Genomic DNA, 23,202 nt, shown 5'->3' with positions numbered 1-23,202 from the left:
GCCGCCTTGCGGACCGGACAGCAGGAACAACAGAACCCACAGGAGGAGCGCAGCACCGTGGACGCCGAGCTGACCAACAAGAGCCGGGACGCGATCGGGGCGGCAGGTCGCCGCGCCCTCTCCGACGGCCACCCCGACATCACCCCCACCCACCTCCTCCTCGCGCTGCTCTCCGCCGAGGAGAACGAGAACATCCAGGACCTCGTCGCCGCCGCAGGCGCCGACCAGGCGGCGCTGCGCTCGGGCGCGGAGCAGCACCTCGGCGCGCTGCCCACCGTCCAGGGCTCGACGGTCGGCAAGCCCGAGCCCGACCGCGACCTCCTCTCCGCGCTCGCCGACGCCTCGCAGCGCGCCAAGGACCTCGGCGACGACTACGTCTCCACCGAACATTTGCTCATCGGCATCGCGGCCAAGGGCGGCCAGGCCGGCCAACTCCTCACGGAACAGGGCGCGGACGCGGCGAGCCTCGTCGACGCCTTCCAGTCGGCGCGCGGCTCCCGTCGCGTCACCACGCCCGACCCGGAGGGCGCGTACAAGGCGCTGGAGAAGTTCGGCACCGACCTCACCGCCGCCGCGCGGGACGGCGGCCTCGACCCGGTGATCGGCCGCGACCAGGAGATCCGCCGCGTCGTGCAGGTCCTCTCGCGGCGCACCAAGAACAACCCGGTGCTCATCGGTGAACCCGGGGTCGGCAAGACCGCCGTCGTCGAGGGCCTCGCGCAGCGGATCGTCAAGGGCGACGTCCCCGAGTCGCTGCGGGACAAGCGCCTCGTCGCGCTCGACCTCGGTGCGATGGTCGCGGGCGCGAAGTACCGCGGTGAGTTCGAGGAGCGGCTCAAGACGGTGCTCTCGGAGATCAAGTCGAGCGACGGGCAGATCATCACCTTCATCGACGAGCTCCACACGGTCGTCGGCGCCGGAGCCGGCGGGGACTCGGCGATGGACGCGGGCAACATGCTGAAGCCGATGCTCGCCCGCGGCGAGCTGCGCATGGTCGGCGCGACGACGCTCGACGAGTACCGCGAGCGGATCGAGAAGGACGCAGCGCTGGAACGCCGCTTCCAGCAGGTGCTCGTCGCCGAGCCCACGGTCGAGGACTCCATCGCCATCCTCCGCGGCCTCAAGGGGCGCTACGAGGCCCACCACAAGGTGCAGATCTCCGACGGCGCGCTCGTCGCGGCCGCCGCGCTCTCCGACCGGTACATCACCTCGCGGTTCCTCCCCGACAAGGCGATCGACCTCGTCGACGAGTCGGCCTCGCGGCTCCGCATGGAGATCGACTCCTCTCCGCTGGAGATCGACGAACTCCAGCGCTCCGTCGACCGGTTGCGCATGGAGGAGCTGGCGCTCGGCAACGAGACCGACCCGGGCTCGGTCGAGCGCCTGGAGCGGCTGCGTCGCGAACTCGCCGACAGGGAGGAGGAGTTGCGCGGTCTCACGGCGCGTTGGGAGAAGGAGAAGCAGAGCCTCAACCGCGTCGGCGAACTCAAGGAGCGCCTCGACGAGCTCCACGGCCAGGCCGAACGCGCCCAGCGCGACGGCGACTTCGACACCGCGTCGAAGCTGCTCTACGGCGAGATCCCGGGTGTGGAACGGGAGTTGGCCGAGGCGTCCGAGGCCGAGGAGGCCGCCTCGCTCCGCACCAAGCAGACCATGGTCAAGGAGGAGGTCGGTTCCGACGACATCGCCGACGTCGTCGCCTCCTGGACCGGAATCCCCGCGGGGCGGCTGCTCGAGGGCGAGACGCAGAAGCTGCTGCGCATGGAGGACGAGCTCGGCCGGCGGCTGATCGGCCAGTCCGAGGCGGTACGGGCCGTCTCCGACGCGGTGCGCCGCAGCCGTGCGGGCGTCGCCGACCCGGACCGCCCGACGGGGTCCTTCCTCTTCCTCGGCCCGACCGGTGTCGGCAAGACGGAGCTGGCGAAGACCCTCGCGGACTTCCTCTTCGACGACGAACGCGCCATCGTCCGCATCGACATGAGCGAGTACAGCGAGAAGCACTCGGTCGCCCGCCTCGTCGGCGCTCCCCCCGGGTACGTCGGGTACGAGGAGGGCGGCCAGCTCACCGAGGCGGTGCGGCGACGCCCGTACAGCGTCATCCTCCTCGACGAGGTGGAGAAGGCGCACCCGGAGGTCTTCGACCTGCTCCTCCAGGTGCTCGACGACGGCCGGCTCACGGACGGGCAGGGCCGTACCGTCGACTTCCGCAACACCCTCCTCGTGCTCACCTCGAATCTCGGGAGCCAGCACCTCACCGACCCGCTGGAGAAGGAGGAGTCGAAGCGCGAGTCGGTGCTCGCGGCGGTGCGTGCCGCGTTCCGGCCCGAGTTTCTCAACCGCCTCGACGACCTGGTGGTCTTCACCGCGCTCGACACGGAGCAGCTCGGGCGGATCGCGGAGCTCCACATCCGTGCCCTCCAGAGCAGGCTCTCGGAGCGCAGGCTCACCCTCGACGTCACACCCGCGGCGCTCGACTGGCTCGCCGTGGAGGGCAACGACCCTGCGTACGGGGCGCGTCCGCTGCGCCGCCTCGTGCAGACGGCGATCGGCGACCAGCTCGCGCGGGAGCTCCTCGCGGGCGAGGTGAAGGACGGCGACACCGTCCGCGTGGACCACGTCGAAGGATGGGACGGGCTGATCGTCGGTGCGTCGACGGGCGAGGCGGCGGACTGAGCTCCGGGCGCGCGGGACGGTGCGTGCCCGCGCGCCTCCAGGGTTGCGAGCACCTGCCCGGGATGAGGGAGGATGGCGGAATCCGTACGAAGGGAAGTCCACGTTGAGCATCGACCCGTCCTCGATCCCGAACTTCGGGGGACAGCAGCCCGAGGAGCAGCCCGAGGAGCAGGGGACTGGGCCGAGCGGCCCGATCGTCCCCGACCAGGAGCTGGTCAAGCAGCTCCTCGACCAGATGGAGCTCAAGTACGTCGTCGACGACGAGGGCGACCTCGCTGCACCGTGGGAGGAGTTCCGCACCTACTTCATGTTCCGCGGCGAGGAGGAGCAGCAGGTCTTCTCGGTGCGTACGTTCTACGACAGGCCGCACTCGATCGAGGAGAAGGCCCGCATCCTGGAGACGGTGGACGACTGGAACCGCCGCACCCTGTGGCCCAAGGTCTACACCCACACCCACGACGACGGCTCCGTCCGTCTGATCGGCGAAGCCCAGATGCTGATCGGCACGGGCGTCTCCCTTGAGCACTTCGTCTCCAGCACGGTCAGCTGGGTCCGCGCCTCGATCGAGTTCGACAAGTGGCTGCTGGAGCAGCTCGGCCTCGGCAAGGACGTCGACGACTCGGCCGACTCCGGCGAGGAGTGAGCGTCGCCCGCAACACCCCGGCCCGTCACGAGATTCCGCTCTCGGACGGGCCGGGGTGCGTTCGGGGGCGGGGCGCCCTGCGTGCCCGGGAGAGCGGGTCGAGCCGTTCAGCCGGTCGGTTCGACGTGCCGGAGCGCGGAGGCGAACGCCGCCCGGGCGGGCGTGGAGAACGTCAGAGACTTGACCCAGTCGGTCCGGGCCACACCGCGAGTGGTGCTCAGGTCGGTAGCTCCACCATTACGGACAAGGATGAACCCGGCCGAGTCCCCCGGGGCAGGGCGGAGGCTCTCAGTAGATCGTGGGCGCGCTGACGGTCTGCCGCGACGCCGAGGTCTTCGAGGAGCGGATGACGAATTGTGCCCGTGCGCAGTCAGCCGTCGAAACGAGGCCGGGCACGATCTGTCCTGCGTACTCCTCGATCAGGTGCGCGCACCTCGAGTCCCTCCTCCTGCGGAACTGATCCGGACGGTTCTCCCTGCTCGCCGGCGCGTACAGCTCCGCGAAGATGTCGTCCGTTCCGAAGGCCGCGTCGAGCGCAGCGACGCCGACCGGCAGGAGCCGGTCAGCACCGACGAGTTGGGCAGGCGCGTCGCACAACTGCGCCGCGAGATCGAGCGGCACCTGCGGGACCTGTGGGGCTCCGCCGGTTGACGGGAGCGCCCAACCCGTCCGAGCCGCCGACAAGTTCGCCCTATCCCAACGCCAGCAACCGCGCCGACGCCTCCTCCAACACCTCCCGCTGCTTGCAGAAGGCGAAGCGGACGTACGGGGCGCCCTCCTCGGCGTGGTCGTAGAAGACCTGGTTGGGTACGGCGACGACGCCGCAGCGTTCGGGGAGGGCGAGGCAGAAGGCGGGGCCGTCGTTCTCGCCGAGGGGGCGGATGTCGGTGGTGACGAAGTAGGTGCCGGAGGAGGGGAAGACGCGGAAGCCGGCGTCGGCGAGGCCCCGGGAGAGCAGGTCGCGCTTGGCGCGCAGGTCGTCGCGGAGGTCGTGGTAGTAGGCGTCGGGGAGGCGGAGCGCCTCGGCCACGGCGTACTGGAAGGGGCCGGCGGAGACGTACGTGAGGAACTGCTTCGCGGAGCGGACGGCGGTGACGAGTGCGGGTGTCGAGGTGACCCAGCCGACCTTCCACCCGGTGACCGACCACGTCTTGCCCGCGGAGCTGATCGTGACCGTGCGCTCGCGCATGCCGGGGAGGGAGGCGAGCGGGAGGTGGGAGCCGGTGTAGACGAGGTGCTCGTAGACCTCGTCGGTGACGGCGAGGAGGTCGTGCTCGGTGCACAGTGCGGCGACGGCGCGCAGCTCGGTCTCGGTGAGGAGCGAACCCGTGGGGTTGTGCGGGGAGTTGAGCAGGATCAGGCGGGTGCGTGGGGTGACGGCGTCGCGGAGTTCGTCGAGGTCGAGGTGGTAGCCGTCGTCCGACGGGCGCAGGGTGACCGGCACGCGGCGGCCGCCGGCCATGGCGATGCAGGCCGCGTAGGAGTCGTAGTAGGGCTCCAGGGCGATGACCTCGTCGCCCGGTTCCAGCAGCGCGAGGAGGGAGGCGGCGAGCGCTTCGGTGGCGCCTGCGGTGACGAGTACTTCGGTCTCCGGGTCGTAGGAGAGCCCGAGGTGTCCGTAGAAGCGGTGCTGGTGCTCGGCGACGGCCTCGCGCAGCTCCGGGATGCCGGGGCCCGGCGGGTACTGGTTGCCCCTGCCGTCGCGGATCGCGCGGACGGCGGCCTCGCGGACCTCCTCGGGCCCGTCGGTGTCGGGGAAGCCCTGGCCGAGGTTGAGGGCGCCCGTCTTCGCGGCGAGCGCGGACATCTCGGCGAAGATCGTGGTGCCGAAGCCGGAGAGGCGGCTGTTGAGGAGCGGGCGAGGGCTTCCTGGTGTACGGGACATGCCGCTCATCCTCTGCGACCTCGGGGCGGAGCTCAACACCGCTCGGGCGGCCGGTGCGCCGCGAAGCTCTGGCTTTCCTCAACTCCCTTTTGCCGTACGGCGGCAGGGGAATAACCGACGTACGGCGGCACCGGTACGGGGCCGCTTCGCCCGCCGGGGTGACGGGCGAGAGTCCTTTTACGGGGGTTCGTGATGGCAGTTTTCCTCTTCCTCCTGCTCGTCCTCGCAGTCGCGGGGATGGTGATGACGGTGGTGCGCACCGGCTCGCGCGGGAGCGGTTCCGGCGCCCGGGTACTCGAGCCGGCCGCCCGCCGTCGCCGCGGTGGCGGTGGCGGTGACGACGGCGGCAGCGGTGGCGGCGACGACGGCGGCAGCGGTGGCGGCCACGGTGGCAGCGGTGGCGACGGCGGCGGCAGCGGTGGCGACGGCGGGGGCGAGTGACCTCGAAGGACCCACGGCTGCACGTCAGTTGAGACGCAAAGGCCGCGCTCCGCAGCAGGAAGCGCACGCCCCGGGAGGCCCGCTCGGCTCCCGGGGCGTGCGTGTTCCCGCAGCGTCGAACCGTAGGGGAGAACATCTGAGCTGGCCGTCCCCTGTGGGATGAATATACTGAGAAGTTGTGCAAAACCCCTGAGCGGTACGGCAGTTACGTGGTTGCGTAATTACGCCTCCCCGGTCGGCGCAGCCCGGCTGATGCGGTCGAGGGTGCGGGCAGGGGGCGGCGTTCGCGCGGCCCTGGCTCCCTGCGCAGGCATGCCGAGGAGTCGAGCCGATCCACACTTCCTGCCTGCCAGCGGAGCCACCATGCTCACAACTCTCGAAACCGCCTACACCGATACCTGCGCCGGCGACCTCGCCTGGGCGCTGGGGTGCGAGCCGCTACCGGCGCTCGCCTCGCTCCACCTCGAACTCGGCGGCGCCTCCGTCGAGTTGCGCCTCCTCGGCGCCTCGCACCAGGTCCTCCTCGACAAGGAGTACGGCCGCTGCTCGGAGACGGTCGCCTGCATGCCGGGCAGCAGCACGCCGCTGCCGCTCGGGGTCTCGCGGCGACTCGACTGCCTGGAGTACGAGTTCGCCGCCCGGGTGGAGCGCCTGGGCGAGGGCTCGTTCGCGGGTCGGGCCCAGGAGCTGCTGGCGCTGGTGGCGGAGCATCCGCACGGCCTCGCCGGAACCTTCCCCGGCGACCCGAACGCCTTCACCGCGCTCCTCGTCCAGCGCTACGAGAACCAACTCCGCTGGCGCACCTGGCACTCCTACCCGCAGGAGGGGTGCCTCGTCGCGACGCGGACCCGTGTCGGCCTGCATCCTGCCGGCCGCCGTACCGGTCCCGTCGACGTGGCGCCGCTGGCGGTGACCGCCTGAGGGCGGGACGTGCAGTCCCAACCGGATCGTGTGCGCGCGGACTTGCGGCTACGCCCAGGGGCGTGCGCCCGGCGCCCCCGTACGGAGTTCGCCTTCGCCGGCGCTGCTGCCTTCTTCCGTCGAGAGCAGTCCGGTTGCTCCGGTGGTCCGGCCGAGCCCTGGGCGACCGCCGGAGGTTGGCCACACCGTCGTGCGCTGCCCCTGGTCTCGTGCGCACGAACTCGTGGCGCGCTGGACGTACTTGGTGGGAGCCCCGTCGCCGAGGTGTCGCTCGTCCTTCCGCCGGCGGCCTCGTGCTCGCTCGTCGTCGGCTCCGGCTCCTGGTGCATCGAGGCGTGCTCGTCGGCGGTGGCGCTCCGCGCGGCCTCCGCCGGCACGCGGGCCGCGGTCGGCGGGCGACCGGACGCCGCTGTCGGGATGACCGCCGCGGACCGTCAGGACGACGGCCCTCACCGGCCGGCGCACCTTCCCCGACCTGCGTGGTCCAAGCCCCCTGACACGCAGGCCGTGTTGGCGCCGCGGACGCGGCACCGTCGTCCAACCGTGCGGACGGTATGACCGTATGGACACGGGGAGTGTCCAGAGGAGTCCGGACAGTGAGGATTTCGCGGCGGCGCGCGGAGAGATGCTGCTCAGTCATATGTGTGTGCGGGGCCCGGGTAATAGGCTCCCCTCCATGGAGCACGAGGTGTACGTACCGTTCCCCGCCGACTCCGTACGTGCCGCGCTCGCCGAGCGGGAGCGGGTCGCGCGCTGTCTCCCGGGGCTGCGTCCGGACGCGGTGGAGGGTGAAGAGGCCGCGCGCGGCGGCCGGTTGAGCGGGCGGCTGCGGCTGCGCGTCGGCGGCTCCACCATCACCTACAGGGGGAGTCTGAAGTTCTCCCCTCGCGGGGGCGGCTTCGCCGTCGACGGCGAGGGGACGGAGGCGCGCGGCAACGGGACGGTGCGCCTCTCGCTCGTCGTCGAACCGCGGGACGCGGAGGACGCGCGGGGGAGCTGGCTCGTCTGCTCCGGCTCGGTGGTGCGCGACGGGCGCCTCGCCGATCTGGAGGAGCACACGGCAGCCGCGGCCGGAGTGCGTCTGCTGGACCGTTTCGGCGCCGCCCTCGCCGACAGCCTCTCGGAGGAGGGCGCCCCTTCGCCCGCGTCGGGCGGCATCGGCGAGCCCGACGACAACGAGCCGGCGATCCCCGGCATCCCCGGCCCCGAGAGCGGCGCCGCGCGTCCGGAGGGCGAGGCCCCCGGCGTCCACGAGCCCGCCGACGTGCCGGAGCCGCCCGAGCGCGCCGAGGAGCCGGAGCAGGAGGAAGGCTTGGCGCCCGCGGAGTCGGCGCCCGAGGAGCCGTCGGCAGCGGAGGAGGGCGTCGAGGGGTCGGGCCTCTTCGAGGCCGAGATCCCGCCGTCGTCGCTCGACCCGGCGGAGGAAGGGGAACGCGAGGGGGCCGGCGAGCCGTCCGCGGCCGAGGCGGGGCACGCGCGCCGCACGATGATCGGCCGCAGTGCGGAGGAGGTCGACCACGCGCCCCCGCGCGGACGTTACGCCCCCATCCCCGTCCCGGAGGCGACCGGCGCAGCCGACACCCTCCGCTGGGCGGCGCCCGCGGCTGCCGCCGTCCTCGCGGGCGCGCTCGTGCTCGGACGGGCCTGGCGCCGGCGCCGCTGAGTGTTCCCGGCTGCGTGTCCTGCCGGCTTTGCGCACACTCGTCACAGTGGCAGTGGGCCCGGCGTGCCGGGCCCTCCCCGAGCGAGAGGACTCCGATGGGTACTGGCACGGTCACGACCCGGGACGGCGAGAAGCTCTTCTACAAGGACTGGGGCAGCGGCCCCACTGTCGTCTTCATCCACGGCTGGCCGCTCAACGCGGACGCCTGGGAAGACCAGATGCAGTGCGTCGCGGAGAACGGTTTCCGCGGCATCGCGCACGACCGCAGGGGGCACGGCCGCTCCACGCAGCCGTGGGAGGGCTACGACTTCGACACCTTCGCCGACGACCTCAACGACCTCCTCACCGCCCTCGACCTCCAGGACGTCACGCTCGTCGGGCACTCCATGGGCGGCGGCGAACTCGCCCGCTACATCGGCAGGCACGGCACCGACCGGATCTCCAAGGCGGTCCTGCTCTCCGCGATCCCGCCGCTGATGAGCCGGTCGGACAGCAACCCGGAGGGCGTACCGGCAGAGGTCTTCGAGGAGATCAGGGACGGCATCCGCAAGGAGCGCTCGCAGTTCTGGAAGGACACCGCCGAGGGGTTCCTCGGCGGCAACCGCCCCGACAACCGGGCGACGCAGGGCAATCGGGACGCGTTCTGGCTGATGGCGATGGCGCAGAGCGTCAAGGCGGGCGTCGACTGCGTCACGGCCTTCGAGCAGACCGACTTCACCGAGGACCTGAAGAAGTTCGACGTCCCGACGCTGGTCGTGCACGGCGACGACGACCAGGTCGTACCGTTCGAGGCCACGGGCAAGAAGGCGGCCCGGATCGTCCCGGACGCGACGCTCAAGGTGTACGAGGGCGGCTCGCACGGTATCGCCCTCGTCCCCGGTCACAAGGAGAAGTTCCACCAGGACCTGCTCGCCTTCCTCCGGAGCTGAGCCGCCGTCGACGGGCGCGCGGCCACCGCGACGGTGACCGCGCCGCCTCCGTGCCCTGTCGGCAGCCGGGGTGCGGACGGTTAGGGTGCGGCGTATGACTGACCTGACCCCCACGGAAGCCACGGGAGCCGCGGACGCCGGGGACGCCGAGGAGCAAGTCGTCCTCCGGGCGGGGGACGCGGAGTTGACGATCGAACCGGAGCGCGGAAGCCGCATCAGCTCGCTCCGCGTCGGCGGCACCGAGCTGCTCAGGCAGGGGGAGCGGTACGGCCTCTTCCTGATGGTGCCGTGGTGCGGACGGGTCGACCGCGGGCGGTTCCGCAACGGCGGCGAGCTCTACCAACTCCCGGTGACCAACGGCCCGCACGCCATCCACGGCACCGTGCGCGACGCCTCCTGGGAGGTGGCACGCCGCGGTGCCCGCTCGGCGGTTCTCACCTGTGAACTCACCGACCCCTGGCCGTGGGAGGGGAAGGTCACCCACACCGTGGAACTCGCCGAGGACGGCGGCTCCCTCCACCTCGGCCTCGGCGTCGAGAGCCCCGAGGCGACGTTCCCCGCGCAGGCCGGCTGGCACCCCTGGTTCCGCCGCACCCTCGACGGGGGCGAGGAGGTGAGGCTCGACTTCTCGCCGCAGTGGCAGGAGGAGCGCGGACCCGACCACCTCCCGACGGGTCGGCGCATCGACCCGCAACCCGGCCCCTGGGACGACTGCTTCGGCATGCCCGACGGCGTCGAAGCGACGCTCACCTGGCCCGGGGCGCTGGAGCTCACGGTCGGCAGCCGGATGGAGTGGCTCGTCGTCTACGACGAGCAGCCCGAGGGGGTCTGCGTCGAGCCGCAGACAGGACCGCCCGACGGCCTCAACACCCACCCCGGCCTCGTCACGCCGCTGGAGCCGCTGGAGGCCGCTGTCACCTTCACCTGGCGCCGTCCGTAGCCGACTCCCCTGCGGCGCACGTGTGTTGGGCGGCGTCCCGGTCGCGCCGCCCGCGGCCGAGCCGCCGCCCCGTAAGCTCGTGCCCCATGAACGACGTACGCGGCGAGCTGCTGCAGCAGATCAAGGACAAGGCCGTCGTGCACGGCAAGGTGACGCTCTCCTCCGGGCAGGAGGCGGACTTCTACATCGACCTGCGCCGGATCACCCTCGACGGCGCGGCGGCGCCGCTGGCGGGGCAGGTCCTCCTCGACGCCACGGCCCACCTCGACTTCGACGCCGTCGGCGGCCTCACCCTGGGCGCCGACCCGGTCGCGGCGGCGATGCTGCACGCCGCGGCGGCCCGCCGCCGGCGTCTCGACGCCTTCGTGGTCCGCAAGACGGGGAAGGCGCACGGTATGCAGCGCCGCGTCGAGGGCCCGGAGATCGCGGGGCGCCGCGTCCTCGTCGTCGACGACACCTCGACGACGGGCAACACTCCGCTCACCGCGGTCGAGGCGGTGCGCGAGGCGGGCGCCGAGGTGGTGGCGGTGGCGACGCTCGTCGAGCGGGGCGCGGCCCCCGCGTTGACGCGCGCGGGGCTCGACTACGTCCACGCCTACGACCTCGCCGACCTCGACCTCGACTGAGCGCAGGCCGACGCGCCCCGCGTGCGCTGCCCGTCGTGCGCCCCCGTCCGCGTTCCGGCGGGCGATCCCTTTGCGTCACCCGCGAGTTGTGCACTCGTGAACCGGTGGCTTGGGCGTCCGGAACGTCTGGGAAGATGGCATACGACGATGCCGTCGATCCGTTGAGCCTGACCCGACTTCGCGCAGTCGTCGCAACCTGCTCGAAGACGTCCGAGACACCCACCCCTTAGGAGCGGACAGATGCCCATCGCGACCCCCGCGGTCTACACCGAGATGCTCGACCGGGCCAAGGAGGGCAGGTTCGCCTACCCGGCCATCAACGTCACCTCCTCGCAGACCCTCAACGCCGCGCTGCGCGGCTTCGCCGAGGCGGAGAGCGACGGCATCGTGCAGATCTCCACGGGCGGGGCCGAGTTCCTCGGCGGCCAGTACAGCAAGGACATGGTCACCGGTGCCGTGGCGCTCGCCGAGTACGCGCACGTCATCGCCGCCAAGTACCCGGTGAACGTCGCCCTCCACACCGACCACTGCCCCAAGGAAAAGCTCGACGGCTACGTCCGCCCGCTCATCGCCCACTCCAAGGAGCGCGTCGACCGCGGCGAGGGACCGCTCTTCCAGTCGCACATGTGGGACGGCTCGGCCGAGACGCTCAAGGACAACCTGGAGATCGGCCAGGAGCTGCTCGCACAGGCCGCCGCCGCCAAGATCGTCCTCGAGGTCGAGATCACCCCCACGGGCGGTGAGGAGGACGGCGTCACCCACGAGATCAACGACGAGCTGTACACCACCGTTGAGGACGCGATGCGCACGGCCGAGGCGCTCGGTCTCGGCGAGAAGGGCCGCTACCTCCTCGCCGCTTCCTTCGGCAACGTCCACGGCGTCTACAAGCCGGGCAACGTCGTCCTCCGCCCCGAGCTGCTCAAGGACCTCCAGGAGGGCGTCGCCGCGAAGTTCGGCAGGTCGGGGCAGCCCTTCGACTTCGTCTTCCACGGCGGCTCCGGTTCCACCGAGCAGGAGATCGCGACAGCGCTGGAGAACGGTGTCGTCAAGATGAACCTCGACACCGACACCCAGTACGCCTTCACCCGGCCCGTCGCCGACCACATGTTCCGCAACTACGACGGCGTCCTGAAGGTCGACGGGGACGTCGGCAACAAGAAGGTCTACGACCCCCGTAGCTGGGGCAAGGCCGCCGAGCAGGGCATGGCCGAGCGCGTCGTCCGCGCCTGCACCAACCTCCGCTCCACCGGCACCCGTCTGACGTGACGGCGCCGCCGCACGGGGCCCGGCCGCCGCGAGGCGGTCCCGGCCCCGCGCGGCCCGGTGCCCGCTGCCCGGCCGCGGTGCAGGGCGCCGCAGTCCCGTACCGGCCGGTCGGGCGACCGTGCAGACTGGAGGTATGGCCATTCACGAGAACCTGCTGGGGGGACCTCCCCCCACCCACCTGCCCGACGATCCGGGCCCCCGCGAGCTGCTCGCCGCGGGCACCGCGCCCTCCGAGGTCGCGGCGCGCTACCCGACCTCCTCGCTGGCCTGGGCGCAGCTCGCCGACGAGGCGTTCGAGCGCGGCAGCACCGTCGAGTCGTACGCGTACGCGCGGACCGGCTACCACCGGGGCCTCGACGCGCTCCGCAGGAGCGGCTGGAAGGGCCACGGCCCGGTGCCGTTCGAGCACGAGCCCAACCGCGGCTTCCTCCGCGCACTCCACGCACTCGCCCGCGCCGCCCAGGCGATCGGCGAGGAGGAGGAGTACCAGCGGTGCACGGAGTTCCTCAAGGACAGCTCCCCGACGGCTGCGGCGACGCTGAGCTGAGCACCCCGCCTCGACCGAGCGCCCCCGCCCACCGGCGTCGAGCCGGCGAGCGGGGGCGCGGTGCGTCCGGGCGCCGTCAGGGGCGCTGCCCGGACCCGCAGACCGGCGGGGCCTTCTCCTCGAGCCCGGTGAGGCGGAAGTAGTTGCCGCCGAGCGCGATGCCGCGGAACGCCTCGTCGCTCAGGTCGCGGTTGATCCGCGAGGTGACCTCCAACTCCTCCTCGTAGACGGCGAAGTCCTTGTCGTCGGAGGCGACGAAGTCGGTGCCGGGGATGATCCTCGTCGGGTGGCGGTCGAGGAAGTCGACGTAGCGGCTGCGGATCTCGGGGTCCGAGAAGTACTCGTCCCAGAGCACGCGCCAGGAGATGTCGAGGCTGAGCTTCGGATACTCGTCGAGCAGGCGACCGAGGATGCCGAGGTGCTCGTCCGGGCCGATCTCGGTGAGTTCCTTGGAGAGTCCCGCGTGCGCCCAGACGATCTTGTTCTCCGGGTAGCGCTCCAGCACGTGCTCCATCAGGTGGAGGTACTTCGTCGGGTCCGCGTTGTTGCCGAGGTCGGAGTGGAGGGTGAGCGGGATGTCCCGCTCGCGCAGCTCGCGCATGAACGGGGCCCAGCCGTCGATCGCCTTCTCGCCCGCGGCCTCGTGGCCGTTGGGGAGGAGCGCCTGCTTGATGACGTTGACCTCGCCCATCCAGCGCTAGAGCCCCGGGTAGTTCTCGTCGAGGAGTTCCATGCGGTCGAGGACGCCCTCGGGGTGCGCGAGGTCGGGGAAGGTCATCGACATCGTCAGGTGGACGTCGTCCGGGGGCGGATCGGCCGCGTAGGAGGCGGCGTTGGCGAAGTCGTTGCCCATCGAGGGGGTGACGGGGGTGCCGGGGCAGTCGAGGTAGTAGGTGCAGCTCGAGTCGTACGGGAGCGTCTGGCCGATGCCGTAGACGTTGGCGTACTCGACGCCGCTCTTCTGGAGGTACCCGAGCATCTCCTCCCACGGGATCGGCTTGCCTCCGAAGGGGCGGAAGTGCAGGTGCGAATCGACCTTCGAGGTGTACGGCTCCTTCTCCCGGTCGAAGCAGTCGGCGGCGGCAGCCTGGGCTCCCGGAGAGGCGGCGAGGAGCGTGCAGGCGAGGACGGCGGAGGCGGTGGCTGCGGCCAGCCGGGCCGTGCGGTGGCGGGTATGGGTCACCGGGACAGGGTGTCGGGTGCGGGGTGCAGCGCGCGTCATTACCGGCAACCTCTCCCTCATGTGGGGGACTTCGCGTGGACGCGCCGGGGCGCGAGCCGGATCGGTCGGCGCGCGTGCGCTCCCCGGGACGTTTCGTGCTCTGCTCTTGCCGTCGGCTCGTACCCCGGCCGATGATCGCCGGAGAAGCCCGGCGACCCCGGCCACACCACGAGGGAGGCACCACCATGCCGACGCGTCCGTCCGCCGCCCCCCAGGGCGAGGAGACACCCAACCTGGACTTCGAGGCGGCCACGCCGTACGAGGAGTACGTACGTGCCGAGGTGCTCACCCACCTCCAACGTCCGCTCTCCGACGACCCGGGAGAGCTCTCCTTCCTCGTCACCACCCAGGTGATGGAGCTGTGGTTCACTGCGCTCGTCCACGAGTTCTCGACGGCGGCGGCAGCCCTCCGCCGCGACGACCTGCCCGCCGCGCTCGCCGCACTGCGCCGCTCGACGCGCGAGCTCGCCGCGCTCAACGCGTCCTGGGAGCCGCTGGCGCACCTCACCCCCGCGCAGTTCAACGCCTACCGCGGCGCCCTCGGCGACGGCTCGGGGTTCCAGTCGGCGATGTACCGCAGGCTGGAGTTCCTGCTCGGCGAGAAGTCGACGTCGATGCTGGTGCCGCACCGCGGATCGCCGCGCGTGCACCGCGAGTTGGAGGAGGCACTCCACCGCCCCGGCGTCTACGACGAGGCGCTCGCGTACCTCGCGCGGTGCGGGGCGCCCGTCCCCGAGGAGGTGCTGCGGCGCGACGTCAGCGAGGCGTACCGACCGCACCCGGGCGTGGAGGAGGCATGGGCCGCGATCTACGCCGACGAGCGGGCGGAGGCCGAGGGCGCGGCGGGCGACGCGGGCGTCGTGGCGGCCCCGGAGTTCGGGCGTGGCCCGCTGCGACTCGGCGAGGCGCTCGTCGAGGTCGCCGAGCTCGTGTGGCGATGGCGCAACGACCACTTGCTCGCGACGCGGCGGGCGATGGGCGCGAAAACGGGGACCGGGGGCTCCTCCGGGGTCGCGTGGCTGGAGAAGCGCGCCGCGAAGCCCGTCTTCCCCGAGCTGTGGACGGCGCGCAGCCGTGTCTGACCCGGGGGACCGCCTCGCCGAGGAGGCGGCACGGCTCGACGCGGAGGACCGACTCGCCGCCAAGCGCACGGAGTTCGTCCTCGACGACACCGTCTACCTCGACGGCAACTCGCTCGGCGCCCTCCCCGCCGCCGTGCAGGGAAGGCTCGCCGAGGTGGTCGCGCGGGAGTGGGGCGAGCTGCGCATCCGCTCCTGGACCGAGTCGGGTTGGTGGACGGCGCCCGAGCGGATCGGCGACCTGATCGCGCCGCTCGTGGGCGCGGAGCGCGGGCAGCTCGTCGTCGGCGACTCCACGAGCGTCAACGTCTTCAAGGCGGTGGTGGCTGCGGTGCGCCTCGCCCGTGAGGAGGACGCCGAGCGGAACGAACTCCTCGTCGACGAGGGCACGTTCCCCACCGACGGCTACGTCGCCGAGTCCGCGGCACGGCTCACCGGCGTACGGGTGCGTCCGCTGCCGGCGCACCGGATCGCTGCCGCCGCGGGCCCGCGCACCGCGGCCGCCCTCGTCAACCACGCCGACTACCGCACGGGCGAGCTCCACGACCTCGCGGTGACGACGGCCGCCGTGCGCGCCGCGGGAGGCCGCACCGTCTGGGACCTCTGCCACACCGTCGGCGTGCTCCCCGTCCGACTCGACGCGGACGGCGTCGACTTCGCCGTCGGCTGCACGTACAAGTTCCTCAACGGCGGCCCGGGCGCCCCCGCCTTCCTCTACGTCCGCCGCGCGCTGCAACCGCGGTTCGACTCCCCGCTCCCCGGCTGGAACTCGCACGCCGAGCCGTTCGCGATGGCCCCGGAATACGTCCCGGCGCAGGGGCCGGCGCGCGGGCGGGTCGGTACGCCGGAGATCCTTTCGCTGCTGGCGCTGGAGGCGGCCCTCGGCGTCTGGGAGGGGGTGGACGTCGAGGAGGTGCGCGCCAAGTCCCTTGCGCTCACCGACTTCTTCCTGCGGTGCCTCGCCGTCCACGTCCCGCCGGCGCGCGCCGACGTGGTGACGCCGCTGCCGCACGGGCGCCGCGCGGGGCAGGTCTCGCTGGGCTGGCGGCCGGCGGAGAGCGCCGAGCGGGTACTCCAACTCCTGGGCGAACGCGGCGTCCTGGCGGATTTCCGTCCGCCCGGTGTGCTCCGCTTCGGCTTCGCGCCGCTCTACACTTCGTTCTGCGACACGGAGCGTGCCGCGCGCGTCCTCGGTGAGGTGGCGGGAGGGTCCGTTGAGTGACTCGGAGCTCAGTGCTCTCCTGGAGGCCGGACGCGTCGCGCCGGAGCGCACCGAGGCGTACGGGCCGCACCAGGACCAAGTCGTCGATTTCTACGGCGAGTCGGGCCCAGGTCCCGACATCGCCGTGGTCCACGGCGGCTTCTGGCGGCAGGAGTGGGACCGCGGCCACCTGACGCCGTTCGCCTCCGCGCTGGCCGCGCGCGGCATGCGCGTCGCGCTCATCGAGTACCGCAGGGTGGGGGACGGCGGCGGCTGGCCGCAGACGGCGGAGGACGTGCAGGCCGCGCTCGACCTGCTCGGTGCCCCGCCCGCGGTGCTCCTCGGCCACTCCGCAGGCGGTCAACTCGCCCTCCACGCCGCGGCCGTGCGGGAACGCGCTGCCGCGCGCGTCCTCACCTACGGCGCCGTCGCCGACCTTCAGCGGGCCTGGGAGCTGCGCCTCAGCGACGGCGCCGCGGCGGCGTTCCTCGGCCGTGCGGCAGGGCCCGAGGCGTGGGCGGCGGCCGACCCGATGCGACTGCTCCCCCGGGTCCCCGTCGAGCTCCTCCACGGCACCGCCGACACCGACGTCCCGCTCGAACTCTCCCGCAGGTACGCCAACAACTGGGGCGCACGGCTCCACCTGCTCCCCGGCAGCGGGCACTTCGCGGCGCTCGTCCCGCACACCCCCGCCTTCGGGGTACTCGCGCGCATGCTCGCCTGACGGGAACCGGGAGGCGGCCCGGTGCGCCCGGGCCGCCCGCTTCGACTCAGAGGAAGGAGTTGATCTGCACGGTCTCGTCCCGCCCCGGGCCGACGCCGACCGCGGAGATCGGTGCGCCCGACATCTCCTCCAGCGCCGTGATGTAGGCCCGCGCGTTGGCCGGGAGGTCCTCCAGCGTCTTCGCCTTCGTGATGTCCTCGCTCCAGCCGGGGAGGTACTCGTAGATCGGCTTCGCGTGGTGGAAGTCGCTCTGGCTGTAGGGAAGTTCCTCGACGCGTTCGCCGTCGATCTCGTAGGCGACGCAGACGGGGATGCGCTCCCACCCGGTGAGGACGTCGAGCTTGGTGAGGAAGAAGTCGGTGAGGCCGTTGACGCGGGTCGCGTAGCGGGCGATCACCGCGTCGAACCAGCCGCACCTGCGGTCGCGGCCCGTGGTGACACCGCGCTCCCCGCCGACCCGCCGCAGCGCCTCGCCGTCGTCGTCGAAGAGCTCCGTGGGGAACGGGCCCGCGCCGACGCGGGTGGTGTACGCCTTGAGGATGCCGATCACGCGGTCGATCTTCGTCGGGCCGACCCCCGAGCCCGTGCAGGCGCCGCCCGCCGTCGGGTTGGAGGAGGTGACGAAGGGGTACGTGCCGTGGTCGACGTCGAGGAGGGTGCCCTGGCCGCCCTCGAAGAGGACCACCTTGCCGTCGTCGACGGCCTCGTTGAGCACGTAGGCGGTGTCCGCGACGAAGCCGCGCAGCTCCTCCGCGTACCCCAGCAGCTCCTCGACGACCTGCTCAGCGACGATCGCGCGGCGGTTGTAGAGCTTCGCCAGCACCTGGTTCTTGAAGTCGAGGGCGGCCTCGACCTTCTGCCGCAGGATCGACTCGTCGAAGAGGTCCTGCACGCGGATGCCGACACGGTTGATCTTGTCCGCGTAGGCGGGGCCGATGCCGCGTCCCGTCGTACCGATGCGGCGCTTGCCGAGGAACCGCTCGGTGACCTTGTCGAAGGTCGCATGGTACGAGGTGATCAGGTGGGCGTTGCCGCTGACCATCAGCTTCGAGGTGTCGACGCCGCGCTCGGCGAGTCCGCTCAGCTCGGAGAGCAGGACCGACGGGTCGACGACGACACCGTTGCCGATGACGGGCGTGCAGCCGGGGGAGAGAATCCCGGAGGGGAGGAGGTGGAGCGCGTAGGTCTGGTCGCCCACGACGACCGTGTGGCCGGCGTTGTTGCCGCCCTGGTAGCGCACCACGTAGTCGACGGAGCCACCGAGCAGGTCGGTGGCCTTTCCCTTGCCCTCGTCACCCCACTGAGCACCGAGCAGCACAAGTGCGGGCACAGGCGTACACCCCTTCCGGGCGGGGCATGTCCCACGTGCGCGGCGCTGCTGCCTACGCGAGAGACGTGGTCCGGTGCCCCAGATAGTCGAAGCCCCTGACGCAACAGCGACAGGGGCTCTTGCACCGAGAGATTACCGAACATCTCTGCCGGGCGACGAACGGGCGTCTCGCGTCCGCACCGACGCACGCTGGGCGAACCCCCGTGCCGGCGGCGGGTGCGACCCCCCGACTGCCCTCCGCCGGGGCGCCGTCAGGCGCGCGGCCGCCGACCTCTCCCGGCGCGGACCACGGGCCGTCGTCCCGGTCGGGGCTGCGCCGCGTGCCGGCGGCCGGGGGCGTACGCCTGCGTGCGCGGCGCCGGTGGAGACTGTCCACTGAGACGGCCTGACGAATCCGAGGAAGGACCGAGGTGTCGGCTCCAGATCCCGCGAGGCCACCCCATGATCCCGTCGCAACCGGCGGACCCGTCGGCGACCGGTGCGCGCCGGCCGGCTCGGCCGTACCGAACGGGGGCGAGTACGAACCGCCCAGGGTGCCGCAGCAGCGCCCGCCACATCCGCCGGACGCCGGGGAGCCGCTCCTCGTCGTGGTGGACCCGCTCGCGCGCCGGGTGGACATCGAGTCCGTACGCATCGCGCGCGACGTACTGCGCGCCGGCGCACCGGGCGTGAAGCTCTGCCTGCCCGAAGAACCTGAGGAGACGGCCGCCGCCCTTCTCCGCCACGGCCGCCGCCGCCCGGTGCTGGTCGGAGACGACGCCGCCCTCCAGCGCACGCTCGGCGCGCTGCACGCCGGCGGCGAGCTCGACGTACCGCTCGCGTTCGTGCCCGTCGGACAGCCGACGCGGCTCACCGTCGCCGGCGGGCTCGGGGTGCCGCTCGACGCCGTCACGGCGGCGCGCGCCGTACTCCGCGGCGCCGAGCGGCGGTTGGACCTCCTCGCCGACGATGCGGGAGGTGTCGCGGCCGGCGCGCTCCGCATCCCCGAGCCGCCTTGCCCGCCGGCGCCCGCGCCTCCCGGGGCCGCGTTGCTGCGCGCCTGCCGCTCCCTCGTACGGCGACGCGCCACCGCGCCCGCTCCGCGGCTGCGGGTGGAGGCCGACGGCGAGCCGGTGGTACCGCCGGGTGCCCCCGCGGCCGAGGTCGCGATGGTGACGGGCGCAGAAGGGTACGCGGACGTCACCGTGCGTGCTGCGCCCCGCCGCGGTCCTGCGGCTCCTGCGGTCGGCGACGAGTGGGCGACCGCTGCCGACGGCAGAGGCGAACTGCGCGTACGGGCCCGGCGCTTGGCGGTCGAGGTGGCGGGCGAGGGGTTCCGGTACCGCACCGGCGCCACCGTCGACGGGCCGGTGCGGTTCCGCGCCTGGCGGGTGCTGCCGGCGGCGTGGGGGCTCGTGCTGCCGCGAAGCTGAACGGGGCGTGCGCCGTGGTGCGGCCTCGGTTGCCGGTCCGGGGGGTTTCCTCGAGTACGGGCGCAGGGTCGACTGCTGGATGCCTGTCCGTTCGGGGAGCCCCCGAAGGCCGAGCGGTTCGGGCGAGGGGCGAAGCCGTGCGCGTCGCCGGGAGGTGGGGCGTCGGCCCGTGGCTGGGACTGCGTGGGCTGCGGGGCCGGCGGGCCGGCCACGGTCGGTGACGTCTCGTCCCCGGGCATGGTCTTCCGGGACCGGTGCGGCGACTCTTCCGCCGAGCAGGCGGCCCCGACGGGCTGCGCTCGACGTGCACGCCGCTCGGTGAGGGCGGCCCGTCATCGGCGGATCGCCCGGCATCCGGCCTCCGGCCGGTACCGCCGATCGGCTCGACGCTGCGGGCGCTGGCCGGGGTGAGGGCGTGCGTCCTGGCGCGTGACGTCGGCGGTCGGGCTGAAGGAAGCAACTGATGGGTGACGCGGGCGGGTTGACGTGATGTGTGGACCGGGCGTGGTTGCGGGTCGGTTCCGGACGTCTTGAGGGGTGCCGCTGCGTTCTGGGTGAGGAGCGGCCGGGTGGCGGCGGGGTCGCTTGCGTGCGCGTCTGCGCGTGCGACCTGTGGTCGATGGCCGGATGCGCAGCAGTGGCGGACGGCGGGAGGTGCCCAAGTGGCAACCCGCTCAGGGGATTCGACCTGCCGCCCGACAGGGCCGAGCACCGAAACTGCCGACGAGCCGAGCCTGACCCGCTGCTTGGGGCCTGCGAGCACTCGGACGGCTCGGACGCCAGGCGCGCAGCCGTCCGGATCGGGGCGCCGCACCCCCGACGGCACTCCCGGCAGCGGGCTCGACGGCAGCACAACGTCCCCGCATGCCACCCCCGTTGACACACCGCACCCTCAATCCCCGTACCGCCGGAGCCACTCGTCCCGCGAGAGCGCGTACTCGACTTCACCGTGCTCCGATCCGTCGATCCGGTCCGGCCACTCCTCGGTGAAGGAACGCACGAAAAGGAGTCCCGCCTTTTCCAGGACTCGGCGGGAGCGTGCGTTGACGGCCATGGTGTTCGCGGTCACCCGCTCGACGCCCAGTTCCGTGAACGCCTTGCGGAGCAGTGCGCGCGCCCCCTCGGTGGCGTAACCCCGGTTCCAGGAAGCCCGGTTGAGTCGGTAGCCGAGTTCCGCCTCGGCGGGCGAGTCGTCGTCGAGGGGACGCAGCTCGAACCAGCCGAGGAAGGCGCCGCCGCCGCGCGGTTCCGCCGCCCAGAATCCGCGCGTACCCAGGCACGGGTACTCGCGGAGGAGGCGGGGCAGCACCCTGCGGCGTACCGACTCGCGAGTGGTGGGGCGTCCGCCGTTGAGGTAGCGCATCACCTCGGGGTCGGCGTCGAGCGCGACGAGGTCGTCGAGGTCCGACGCGGCGACGGGTCGCAGGACGAGGCGTTCACTCTCCAGGAAGGCGGGCATGCGGCGATGGTGCCGCGGGGCGGCCCCGGGCGCCAGCGGTTTTGTCGCGTGCCGGGGCGGGCGGCCGGTGGGCCGTCGGCCGGGGCGGCCCGGACTGCAACGGCGGGGCTCGGGCCGGTGCTCAGCGTGTGTAGGTGCGCGTCGTGCCGTCGGGGAAGGAGCGGGTCAGCTGTCCGTCCTCCACGGTCAGTGCGGAACTGGTGCCGGGGCGGCAGTCGTCGTCGGAGGCTTCCGAGTCGACAGCCGGCGGGGCGAGGCGCAGGGGCTCGCCGTTCCCGTCCGGTGAGAAGACCTGCGCCTTGGCCACGCAGTGCTGCCCGGCACCGTCCGAGACCAACCCCACGCCGCCGTCCTCGGTGGAGGACTCGCGGACCGTGAGGCGCTGCACGCCCCCGCCCGGCAGCGGGCGCTGCCACGTGCCGAGGAAGTCGGCGCCGATCCGATCCGGGTGGGGGAGACGCTTCAGCACGGAGCTCCGACTCGCGGCACGCCAGTGGAGGTTGCTGTCCTTGTCCAGACGCAGGGTGTGCTCCCCGAGCGCGGTGCAGAGCCCCTCGGGGAGGCTGCGCACGACCTTGGTGTCGAGACGGAGGCCGCCCGAGCTGCTCGCCTGGATCAGGCGGCCGTCGCTCCAGCAACTGTACTTCTCGCCGAGCGTGACGCTGTCCACGACGACGTCGCCCACGTTCCCCTTCGTGATCACGAACTTCCGGTAGCCGCCGGTCCGTCCGCCGCCTACCTCGATCGGACCCGTCCACGTGCCGAGGTACTCGCTCGGCACGTCCGACGCCTCGGACTCCGCGTCGGCGCTGTGGTCGGCCGACTCGCCGACGCCCGTGAACGGCACGTGCGGGGAGCCGGTCGCGCCGAAGCCCGCATAGAGCGCGACGCCGACGACCGCGACACCGGCGAGGGAAGCGAGAGCGCGGTGGCGTCCGAGCCTTGCGCGCAGCCCTTTGCGGCGGGCCGGCATATCGGTCGGCGCCGACGGCGCCGCTTGCGGTGCGGCCCCGTCGCCGGGCTCCGGAGCGCCGTCCGCGGTCCGTTCGCCGCGCGGCTCGTCTGCCGGCTGCTCGCCGGTGCCGGACGGGAGTTGGACCGTCAGCGGTTCCGGCGTCTCCTGCGGTGCGGACTCGGCCGGGCGCACCGAGAGCTCCCGGCCTGCGGGCTCCTCGCGCGCCCCCTTGTGCTCCGTCGCGCCCGACGACGGGGCGACGCCGGTCTCCGGCCAGGCGGAGGCGCGCGAACCGTCGGGAGGGGTGTCGGTGTCGAGCAGGCGGACGGCCTGGCGGCCCAGGTCGGCGAGGAGCCCGGCGGGCAGCCACAGCGGCGGCGCCGTGCCCTCGCCGAGGGGCTCCACCTGCTCCCGCGTCTCGGCGGGGCCCGGGCGCAGCGCCGGTTCCTTGGCGAGGCAGTTGGCGATCAGGCCCCGCAACGGCTCCTCGACGCCGTCGAGATCGGGCTCCTCGGCCGCGACGCGGAACATCACGGCGTGCACGCCGCCCGTTCCCGCGCCGTTGCCGAACGGAGGCCGTCCCGTCGCCGCGTAGGCCAGCACCGAACCCATGCTGAAGACGTCGGCGGCCGCGCTGAGGCCCTCGCCCCGGAGCTGCTCCGGCGACATGTACGCCGGTGAACCGACGACCATGCCCGTACGTGTGAGCGTCGCCTCGGAGACCGACTCCAGGGCGCGGGCGATACCGAAGTCGATGACGCGCGGGCCGTCGATCGTCAGCAGGACGTTGGAGGGCTTGAGGTCGCGGTGGACGAGGCCGGCGCGGTGGATGTCGGCGAGCGCCGAGGAGAGGCCGTACGCCAGCATCCGCACCGACTCGGCGGGGAGCGGTCCGTACCCGGTGCCGCCGTCCCTCGAGCCGGAGACGACGTGCTCCAGCGAGGGGCCCGCGATGTAACCGGTGGCCACCCAGGGGGTGGACGCCTCGGTGTCGGCGTCGAGGACGGGGGCCGTCCAGGTGCCCCCGACGCGCCCGGCCGCCTCCACTTCCTGGCGGAAGCGGACCCTGAACTCCTGCTCGGCGGCGAGCTCCTTCTTCACGAGTTTGACCGCGACCGTTCTGCCCCCGCCGGAACGAGCGAGGTAGACGCGGCCCATGCCGCCCACACCGAGCCTGCTCAACAGGCGGTACCCGCCGACGAAGCGCGGGTCGTCGGCCGCCAGCTCTGCCATCTGCCTTCCGTCCCCCGTCGGTCAGTCCTGCCCTTCGCCCGGTCACCCCTTCC

21 protein-coding genes are annotated in these 23,202 nt (G+C 72.7%); 14 read left to right on the top strand and 7 right to left on the bottom strand.

What is annotated here, in order from left to right:
• Window positions 1–57: 57 nt before the first annotated feature.
• Window positions 58–2,673 (top strand): ATP-dependent chaperone ClpB, encoded by a 2,616-nt coding sequence (gene clpB, locus F603_RS0121385; RefSeq protein ID WP_019548002.1) that lies wholly within the window; start codon window positions 58–60, stop codon window positions 2,671–2,673.
• A gap of 103 nt (window positions 2,674–2,776) precedes the next feature.
• Window positions 2,777–3,316: a type III secretion system chaperone family protein gene (locus F603_RS0121380; protein WP_019548001.1), complete on the top strand. Its 540-nt coding sequence runs from the start codon at window positions 2,777–2,779 to the stop codon at window positions 3,314–3,316.
• Window positions 3,317–3,604: 288 nt separating this feature from the next.
• Here F603_RS0121380 and F603_RS0121370 read toward each other — a convergent pair whose 3' ends face one another.
• Window positions 3,605–3,937, bottom strand: coding sequence for a hypothetical protein (locus F603_RS0121370; RefSeq protein ID WP_019547999.1), 333 nt, complete (start codon window positions 3,935–3,937; stop codon window positions 3,605–3,607).
• Window positions 3,938–4,007: 70 nt separating this feature from the next.
• Window positions 4,008–5,201, bottom strand: a complete 1,194-nt coding sequence (locus F603_RS0121365) for a pyridoxal phosphate-dependent aminotransferase (RefSeq protein WP_019547998.1) — start codon at window positions 5,199–5,201, stop codon at window positions 4,008–4,010.
• A 192-nt stretch (window positions 5,202–5,393) separates the two neighbouring features.
• Between F603_RS0121365 and F603_RS34240 the strand changes: the two genes are divergently transcribed.
• From F603_RS34240 to F603_RS0121320, 8 genes are all read left to right on the top strand, one after another.
• On the top strand, window positions 5,394–5,642 hold the full coding sequence (locus F603_RS34240) for a hypothetical protein (RefSeq protein ID WP_078503719.1): 249 nt from the start codon (window positions 5,394–5,396) through the stop codon (window positions 5,640–5,642).
• A 363-nt stretch (window positions 5,643–6,005) separates the two neighbouring features.
• The gene (locus F603_RS0121355; protein ID WP_019547997.1) at window positions 6,006–6,563 is read left to right on the top strand and encodes a DUF2617 family protein; all 558 of its coding nucleotides are present in this window, start codon (window positions 6,006–6,008) and stop codon (window positions 6,561–6,563) included.
• A gap of 676 nt (window positions 6,564–7,239) precedes the next feature.
• Window positions 7,240–8,226, top strand: coding sequence for an SRPBCC family protein (locus F603_RS0121345; protein ID WP_019547995.1), 987 nt, complete (start codon window positions 7,240–7,242; stop codon window positions 8,224–8,226).
• A gap of 95 nt (window positions 8,227–8,321) precedes the next feature.
• On the top strand, window positions 8,322–9,155 hold the full coding sequence (locus F603_RS0121340) for an alpha/beta fold hydrolase (RefSeq protein WP_019547994.1): 834 nt from the start codon (window positions 8,322–8,324) through the stop codon (window positions 9,153–9,155).
• 94 nt (window positions 9,156–9,249) lie between these two features.
• The gene (locus tag F603_RS0121335) at window positions 9,250–10,095 is read left to right on the top strand and encodes an aldose epimerase family protein (RefSeq protein WP_019547993.1); all 846 of its coding nucleotides are present in this window, start codon (window positions 9,250–9,252) and stop codon (window positions 10,093–10,095) included.
• A gap of 86 nt (window positions 10,096–10,181) precedes the next feature.
• Window positions 10,182–10,721, top strand: coding sequence for an orotate phosphoribosyltransferase (locus F603_RS0121330; RefSeq protein ID WP_019547992.1), 540 nt, complete (start codon window positions 10,182–10,184; stop codon window positions 10,719–10,721).
• A gap of 240 nt (window positions 10,722–10,961) precedes the next feature.
• A complete protein-coding gene (gene fbaA, locus F603_RS0121325) occupies window positions 10,962–11,987 on the top strand; it encodes a class II fructose-bisphosphate aldolase (protein ID WP_019547991.1) in 1,026 nt (341 codons plus the stop codon).
• A gap of 133 nt (window positions 11,988–12,120) precedes the next feature.
• On the top strand, window positions 12,121–12,534 hold the full coding sequence (locus F603_RS0121320) for a DUF3151 domain-containing protein (protein ID WP_016906026.1): 414 nt from the start codon (window positions 12,121–12,123) through the stop codon (window positions 12,532–12,534).
• Between the two features lie 76 nt (window positions 12,535–12,610).
• On the opposite strand, the gene F603_RS36015 is transcribed toward F603_RS0121320, so the two are convergent.
• Window positions 12,611–13,225 carry an amidohydrolase family protein gene (locus tag F603_RS36015; protein ID WP_019547990.1) on the bottom strand — a complete coding sequence of 205 codons (615 nt, stop codon included), beginning with the start codon at window positions 13,223–13,225 and terminating at the stop codon, window positions 12,611–12,613.
• Window positions 13,226–13,231: 6 nt separating this feature from the next.
• Complete coding sequence (locus F603_RS36010) at window positions 13,232–13,717, bottom strand: hypothetical protein (protein ID WP_245600862.1); 486 nt, start codon at window positions 13,715–13,717, stop codon at window positions 13,232–13,234.
• A 224-nt stretch (window positions 13,718–13,941) separates the two neighbouring features.
• Here F603_RS36010 and F603_RS0121310 point away from each other — a divergent pair, with 224 nt between their 5' ends.
• Genes F603_RS0121310 through F603_RS0121300 form a run of 3 tightly spaced genes read left to right on the top strand, consistent with a single transcriptional unit; the run spans window position 13,942 to window position 16,760 of the window.
• A complete protein-coding gene (locus F603_RS0121310; protein WP_019547988.1) occupies window positions 13,942–14,838 on the top strand; it encodes a tryptophan 2,3-dioxygenase in 897 nt (298 codons plus the stop codon).
• Window positions 14,831–16,057: an aminotransferase class V-fold PLP-dependent enzyme gene (locus F603_RS0121305; protein WP_019547987.1), complete on the top strand. Its 1,227-nt coding sequence runs from the start codon at window positions 14,831–14,833 to the stop codon at window positions 16,055–16,057. Before F603_RS0121310 ends, F603_RS0121305 begins: the two co-directional genes overlap by 8 nt.
• A complete protein-coding gene (locus tag F603_RS0121300) occupies window positions 16,011–16,760 on the top strand; it encodes an alpha/beta hydrolase family protein (protein ID WP_019547986.1) in 750 nt (249 codons plus the stop codon). The genes F603_RS0121305 and F603_RS0121300 overlap by 47 nt, the downstream gene beginning before the upstream one ends.
• A gap of 46 nt (window positions 16,761–16,806) precedes the next feature.
• On the opposite strand, the gene F603_RS0121295 is transcribed toward F603_RS0121300, so the two are convergent.
• On the bottom strand, window positions 16,807–18,090 hold the full coding sequence (locus F603_RS0121295; protein WP_026328612.1) for an adenylosuccinate synthase: 1,284 nt from the start codon (window positions 18,088–18,090) through the stop codon (window positions 16,807–16,809).
• A gap of 533 nt (window positions 18,091–18,623) precedes the next feature.
• Here F603_RS0121295 and F603_RS0121290 point away from each other — a divergent pair.
• Window positions 18,624–19,502 carry a hypothetical protein gene (locus tag F603_RS0121290; protein ID WP_019547984.1) on the top strand — a complete coding sequence of 293 codons (879 nt, stop codon included), beginning with the start codon at window positions 18,624–18,626 and terminating at the stop codon, window positions 19,500–19,502.
• An 892-nt stretch (window positions 19,503–20,394) separates the two neighbouring features.
• Here the strand turns inward: F603_RS0121290 and F603_RS0121285 are convergent.
• Both F603_RS0121285 and F603_RS0121280 read right to left on the bottom strand, forming a co-directional pair.
• Window positions 20,395–20,961: a GNAT family N-acetyltransferase gene (locus tag F603_RS0121285; RefSeq protein ID WP_019547983.1), complete on the bottom strand. Its 567-nt coding sequence runs from the start codon at window positions 20,959–20,961 to the stop codon at window positions 20,395–20,397.
• A 121-nt stretch (window positions 20,962–21,082) separates the two neighbouring features.
• Window positions 21,083–23,149 carry a serine/threonine-protein kinase gene (locus tag F603_RS0121280; RefSeq protein ID WP_019547982.1) on the bottom strand — a complete coding sequence of 689 codons (2,067 nt, stop codon included), beginning with the start codon at window positions 23,147–23,149 and terminating at the stop codon, window positions 21,083–21,085.
• Window positions 23,150–23,202 lie beyond the last annotated feature (53 nt).

The organism is Streptomyces sulphureus DSM 40104, from assembly GCF_000381025.1.
GTDB lineage: Bacteria > Actinomycetota > Actinomycetes > Streptomycetales > Streptomycetaceae > Streptomyces > Streptomyces sulphureus.
This window is presented reverse-complemented; position numbering and strand designations above follow the sequence as displayed.

Excerpts from the sequence above, each read along its gene's own strand:
- F603_RS0121365 (WP_019547998.1), bottom strand. The coding sequence starts at position 5,201 with ATGTCCCGTACACCAGGAAGCCCTCGCCCGCTCCTCAACAGCCGCCTC.
- F603_RS34240 (WP_078503719.1), top strand. The coding sequence starts at position 5,394 with ATGGCAGTTTTCCTCTTCCTCCTGCTCGTCCTCGCAGTCGCGGGGATG.
- F603_RS0121355 (WP_019547997.1), top strand. The coding sequence starts at position 6,006 with ATGCTCACAACTCTCGAAACCGCCTACACCGATACCTGCGCCGGCGAC.
- F603_RS0121345 (WP_019547995.1), top strand. The coding sequence starts at position 7,240 with ATGGAGCACGAGGTGTACGTACCGTTCCCCGCCGACTCCGTACGTGCC.
- F603_RS0121340 (WP_019547994.1), top strand. The coding sequence starts at position 8,322 with ATGGGTACTGGCACGGTCACGACCCGGGACGGCGAGAAGCTCTTCTAC.
- F603_RS0121335 (WP_019547993.1), top strand. The coding sequence starts at position 9,250 with ATGACTGACCTGACCCCCACGGAAGCCACGGGAGCCGCGGACGCCGGG.
- F603_RS0121330 (WP_019547992.1), top strand. The coding sequence starts at position 10,182 with ATGAACGACGTACGCGGCGAGCTGCTGCAGCAGATCAAGGACAAGGCC.
- fbaA (WP_019547991.1), top strand. The coding sequence starts at position 10,962 with ATGCCCATCGCGACCCCCGCGGTCTACACCGAGATGCTCGACCGGGCC.
- F603_RS0121320 (WP_016906026.1), top strand. The coding sequence starts at position 12,121 with ATGGCCATTCACGAGAACCTGCTGGGGGGACCTCCCCCCACCCACCTG.
- F603_RS36015 (WP_019547990.1), bottom strand. The coding sequence starts at position 13,225 with ATGGGCGAGGTCAACGTCATCAAGCAGGCGCTCCTCCCCAACGGCCAC.
- F603_RS0121310 (WP_019547988.1), top strand. The coding sequence starts at position 13,942 with ATGCCGACGCGTCCGTCCGCCGCCCCCCAGGGCGAGGAGACACCCAAC.
- F603_RS0121285 (WP_019547983.1), bottom strand. The coding sequence starts at position 20,961 with ATGCCCGCCTTCCTGGAGAGTGAACGCCTCGTCCTGCGACCCGTCGCC.
- F603_RS0121280 (WP_019547982.1), bottom strand. The coding sequence starts at position 23,149 with ATGGCAGAGCTGGCGGCCGACGACCCGCGCTTCGTCGGCGGGTACCGC.